Genomic DNA, 4,205 nt, shown 5'->3' on the forward strand with positions numbered 1-4,205 from the left:
TGCAGGGCGACCGCGGCGGCCGTGCCGCCCGCGAGTGCGCCCACTCCGGCTGCCGCCGGGATGCCGACCTTGGCCGCCTTGCGGCCGGTCCGGTAGTCGCGCAGCCGCCAGTCGAGCCGGCGCGCGTGCTTGCGGAGCTTGCTGTCCGGGTTGATGGCGTACGGATGGCCGACCAGGGACAGCATCGGGATGTCGTTGTGCGAGTCGCTGTACGCGGCGCAGCGGTCCAGGTCGAAGCCCTCGCGGGCGGCCAGGGCGCGGACGGCCTCGGCCTTCGCCGGGCCGTGCAGCGGTTCGCCGACGAGCTTGCCGGTGTAGATGCCGCCGACCGACTCGGCGACGGTGCCGAGGGCTCCGGTCAGACCGAGCCTGCGGGCGATGATCGTCGCTGTCTCGACGGGCGCGGCCGTGACCAGCCAGACCTGCTGGCCGGCGTCCAGGTGGGCCTGGGCGAGGGCGCGGGTGCCGGGCCAGATGCGGTCGGCCATGTACTCGTCGTAGATCTCCTCGCCGATGGACATCAGCTCGGCGACCCGGTGGCCCTTGACGATGGACAGGGCGCTGTCGCGCGCGTCCTGCATATGCTCGGGATCCTCGACACCGGCGAGTCGGAACCAGGTCTGCTGCCAGGCGAACCGGGCCAGCTCCCGCCGCTGGAAGAACTTCCTCTTGTACAGGCCGCGGCCGAAGTGGAAGAGCGCGGCGCCCTGCATCACGGTGTTGTCGAGATCGAAGAAGGCGGCGGCGCGCGCGTCCCCGACGACGGGGAATTCCGGCGTCTCGTCGCGGGAGGCCAGGGGTTTCTGCGGCTCCAGGGTCTCCTGTGCCTGTGTGGACTTCAGTCCTGCCTCGGCTGCGGCCTCGCCCGCGAGCACGCTCCGGGCGGTGGCGGAGCGTCTACGGGGGGTGAGCCATCCCAGTGCGGCCATAGCGTGAGCATAGCCAGTCTGTTCGGAACTGCCCGACGGGTGGGGATGCCATGGGGTGAACTCTGCGGGACCGGTGCGTTAATCGGGCGATTGAAGGCTGCCTGTGGACGACCGGGCGTCTCGGATGCCGCTCGGGCGCAGAATGGGCCGCATGAGTCCTCTGTTGCGGCGTACGACGAAGAAGACGAAGACGACGAAGAAAACGGCCGGCGAGCGGGTGGTGACACTTGTCTCGAAGCCGGGATGCCATCTCTGTGACGATGCGCGTGCGGTTGTCGAGACGGTGTGCTCGGAGACGGGAGCATCCTGGGAGGAAAAGGACATCACGCAGGATGAGGCGCTGCATCGCGCGTACTGGGAGCAGATTCCGGTGGTGCTGGTGGACGGCGAGCAGCACACATTCTGGCGGGTGGACGCGGATCGGCTCCGCCGGGAACTGGGGGCCTGACTGAAAAGACGGTTACCATCGTGGGCGCTTTGCTGGGCCCCCTTCGAGGAGAGCGGTCCGGGTCGCGGTGCGGTACGGACGCTGTCGCCGGAGATCCTGGGGCCGGTCCCGGAGGGATTCGGGAAGCGGTCTCGGGGGCCCATTCGTAAGGAGTGTGTGCGGTTTTGCCCCCTTCCTCTGTGCAACGGGTCGATGCGGTCGCCGGTTCCGGGATCGCCGGATCGGGACGCGTGACCCCGGTCACTTTGCTCGGACAAAGCGGACACCATCTTTGTGCACGCGTTCACAAAGACATAGCCTGCATTCGACGGGGCGGTCCTTGGACATATGGCCGCCTGCAGCCTCGCTCATCCCGCAGGAGCACCGTGGCAACTGGCCGAACTCACCGACCGGCGACCCGTAGCCGAGGAATCCCCGAGGCCACCGTCGCCAGGCTTCCGCTGTATCTGCGGGCGCTGACCGCTCTGTCCGAGCGTTCCGTACCCACGGTCTCCTCCGAGGAACTCGCGACCGCGGCCGGGGTGAACTCCGCCAAGCTGCGCAAGGACTTCTCCTACCTCGGCTCGTACGGGACCCGAGGCGTCGGATACGACGTCGAGTACCTCGTCTACCAGATCTCCCGTGAGCTGGGGCTCACCCAGGACTGGCCGGTCGTCATCGTCGGTATCGGCAATCTCGGCGCCGCGCTCGCCAACTACGGCGGATTCGCCTCACGCGGCTTCCGGGTCGCCGCGCTCATAGACGCCGACCCAGCCATGGCCGGCAAGCCGGTCGCCGGAATGCCGGTCCAGCACTCGGACGAGCTGGAGAGGATCATCAGCGACAACGGCGTCTCCATCGGAGTGATCGCGACTCCCGCGGGCGCCGCCCAGCAGGTCTGCGAGCGGCTGGTCGCCGCCGGTGTGACCTCCATCCTCAACTTCGCGCCGACCGTGCTCTCCGTTCCCGACGGAGTGGACGTACGGAAGGTCGACCTCTCCATCGAGCTGCAGATCCTCGCCTTCCACGAGCAGCGCAAGGCCGGTGAGGAAGCCGCCACCGAAGCGGCCCTGGCCGCCGCGGCGGAGCGTGAGGGCAGCACCGACGGTGCGGCGGACGGCACCGCCGCGCACCGCAAGGGACCTGACGGCGACGTTCCGGCGGTGATGCCGGCATGAGTCTTCTCGTCGTCGGACTGAGCCATCGCAGCGCGCCGGTGAGTGTGCTGGAGCGGGTGTCGCTGCCCACCGACACCCAGGTCAAGCTGTTGCAGGACGCGCTCGCCGCGGAGCCCGCGACCGAGGCCGCCGTTCTCGTCACCTGCAACCGCATCGAGCTGTACGCCGACGTCGACAAGTTCCACGCCGGAGTCGCCGAGCTCTCCCTGCTGCTCGCCCAGCACAGCGGGGTCGGGCTGGAGGAGCTGACTCCCTATCTCTATGTGCACTATGAGGACCGCGCCGTCCACCATCTCTTCTCGGTGGCCTGCGGTCTGGACTCGATGGTCGTCGGCGAGGGCCAGATTCTCGGCCAGATCAAGGACGCGCTGGCGCTGGGACAGGAGCTGCACACCGCGGGCCGGCTGCTGAACGATCTGTTCCAGCAGGCGCTGCGGGTCGGCAAGCGCGCCCACAGCGAGACCGGTATCGACCGGGCCGGGCAGTCGCTCGTCACCTTCGGTCTGGAGCAGCTCGCCGCCGGCCGGGCCGTGGAGGCCTGGGCCAAGGACAAGCGCGCCCTGGTGATCGGCGCGGGCTCGATGTCCTCGCTCGCCGCCGCCACGCTCGCCCGGGCCGGCGTCGAGGAGATCGTCGTAGCCAACCGCACGGCCGCGCGCGCCGACCGGCTCGTACAGATCCTCAACCAGCCGGGCGGCACGGGTGTGAGCGCGCGCGCCGTGGCCATGGGCGCCGTCCGTGACGAGCTGACACGTGCCGATGTCGTCGTGTCCTGCACCGGCTCGACCGGTGTGGTGCTGAGCACCGACGCCGTCGAGGCCGCGCTGGACGGCCGTACGGCTCCACTCGCACTGCTCGATCTCGCCATGCCCCGCGATGTCGACGCCGCCGTGCACCGCCTCGGCGGTGTCAGGCTCGTGGACATCGAAACGCTCGCCGAGGCCTCGGCCGACGCACCGATGGCCGCCGATGTCGATCAGGTCCGCACCATCGTCTCCGACGAGGTGGCCGCCTTCGGCGCCGCCCAGCGCGCCGCGCACATCACACCGACCGTGGTCGCGCTGCGCGCCATGGCGGCCGATGTGGTGAGCAGCGAGGTCGCGCGCCTCGAAGGCAGGCTCCCCGATCTCGACGACAGACAGCGCGCCGAGGTCACCAGGACCGTGCGCCGTGTCGTCGACAAACTCCTGCACGCGCCCACCGTGCGGGTCAAGCAGCTCGCCAGCGAGCCCGGCGGCGCCGGGTACGCGGACGCGCTGCGTGAACTCTTCGACCTCGACCCGCAGACGGTCGCCGCCGTCAGCCGGGCCGACCTGAATGACACCGACGGTGTAGGCAGAGGGCGAGTATGACCGAAAAGCCACTGAGGCCCGGTAAGCCACTGAGGCTCGGAACGAGGCGCAGCAAGCTCGCCATGGCCCAGTCCGCGCTGGTGGCGGACGCGGTGCGTGAGCTGTCCGGCCGGCCGGTGGAGCTGGTCGAGATCACCACGTTCGGCGACACCTCCCGCGAGCACCTCTCGCAGATCGGCGGTACCGGCGTCTTCGTCACCGCCCTGCGTGACGCGCTGCTGCGCGGCGAGGTCGACTTCGCCGTGCACTCCCTCAAGGACCTGCCGACGGCCCAGCCCGACGCGCTGACGCTGGCGGCGGTGCCGCGCCGCGAGGACCC

4 protein-coding genes and 1 pseudogene are annotated in these 4,205 nt (G+C 69.9%); 4 read left to right on the forward strand and 1 reads right to left on the reverse strand.

Annotation, left to right across the window (positions count from 1 at the left end; all coding sequences use genetic code 11):
• Positions 1-929 (reverse strand): HAD family hydrolase (locus GA0115259_RS08300; protein ID WP_093593096.1); only part of this gene is annotated, 929 nt, incomplete at its 3' end.
• Between the two features lie 151 nt (positions 930-1,080).
• Here GA0115259_RS08300 and GA0115259_RS08305 point away from each other — a divergent pair.
• The 4 genes and pseudogenes from GA0115259_RS08305 to GA0115259_RS08320 all read left to right on the forward strand — a co-directional run.
• Positions 1,081-1,377: a glutaredoxin family protein gene (locus tag GA0115259_RS08305; RefSeq protein WP_093593099.1), complete on the forward strand. Its 297-nt coding sequence runs from the start codon at positions 1,081-1,083 to the stop codon at positions 1,375-1,377.
• A 365-nt stretch (positions 1,378-1,742) separates the two neighbouring features.
• Complete coding sequence (locus GA0115259_RS08310) at positions 1,743-2,534, forward strand: redox-sensing transcriptional repressor Rex (protein ID WP_093593090.1); 792 nt, start codon at positions 1,743-1,745, stop codon at positions 2,532-2,534.
• Positions 2,531-3,886, forward strand: coding sequence for a glutamyl-tRNA reductase (locus GA0115259_RS08315; RefSeq protein ID WP_093593093.1), 1,356 nt, complete (start codon positions 2,531-2,533; stop codon positions 3,884-3,886). Before GA0115259_RS08310 ends, GA0115259_RS08315 begins: the two co-directional genes overlap by 4 nt.
• A pseudogene (locus tag GA0115259_RS08320) lies at positions 3,883-4,205 on the forward strand (hydroxymethylbilane synthase); the annotation flags it as partial. The gene GA0115259_RS08315 and the pseudogene GA0115259_RS08320, both read left to right, overlap by 4 nt.

This window comes from Streptomyces sp. MnatMP-M17 (genome assembly GCF_900091995.1).
Lineage (GTDB): Bacteria > Actinomycetota > Actinomycetes > Streptomycetales > Streptomycetaceae > Streptomyces.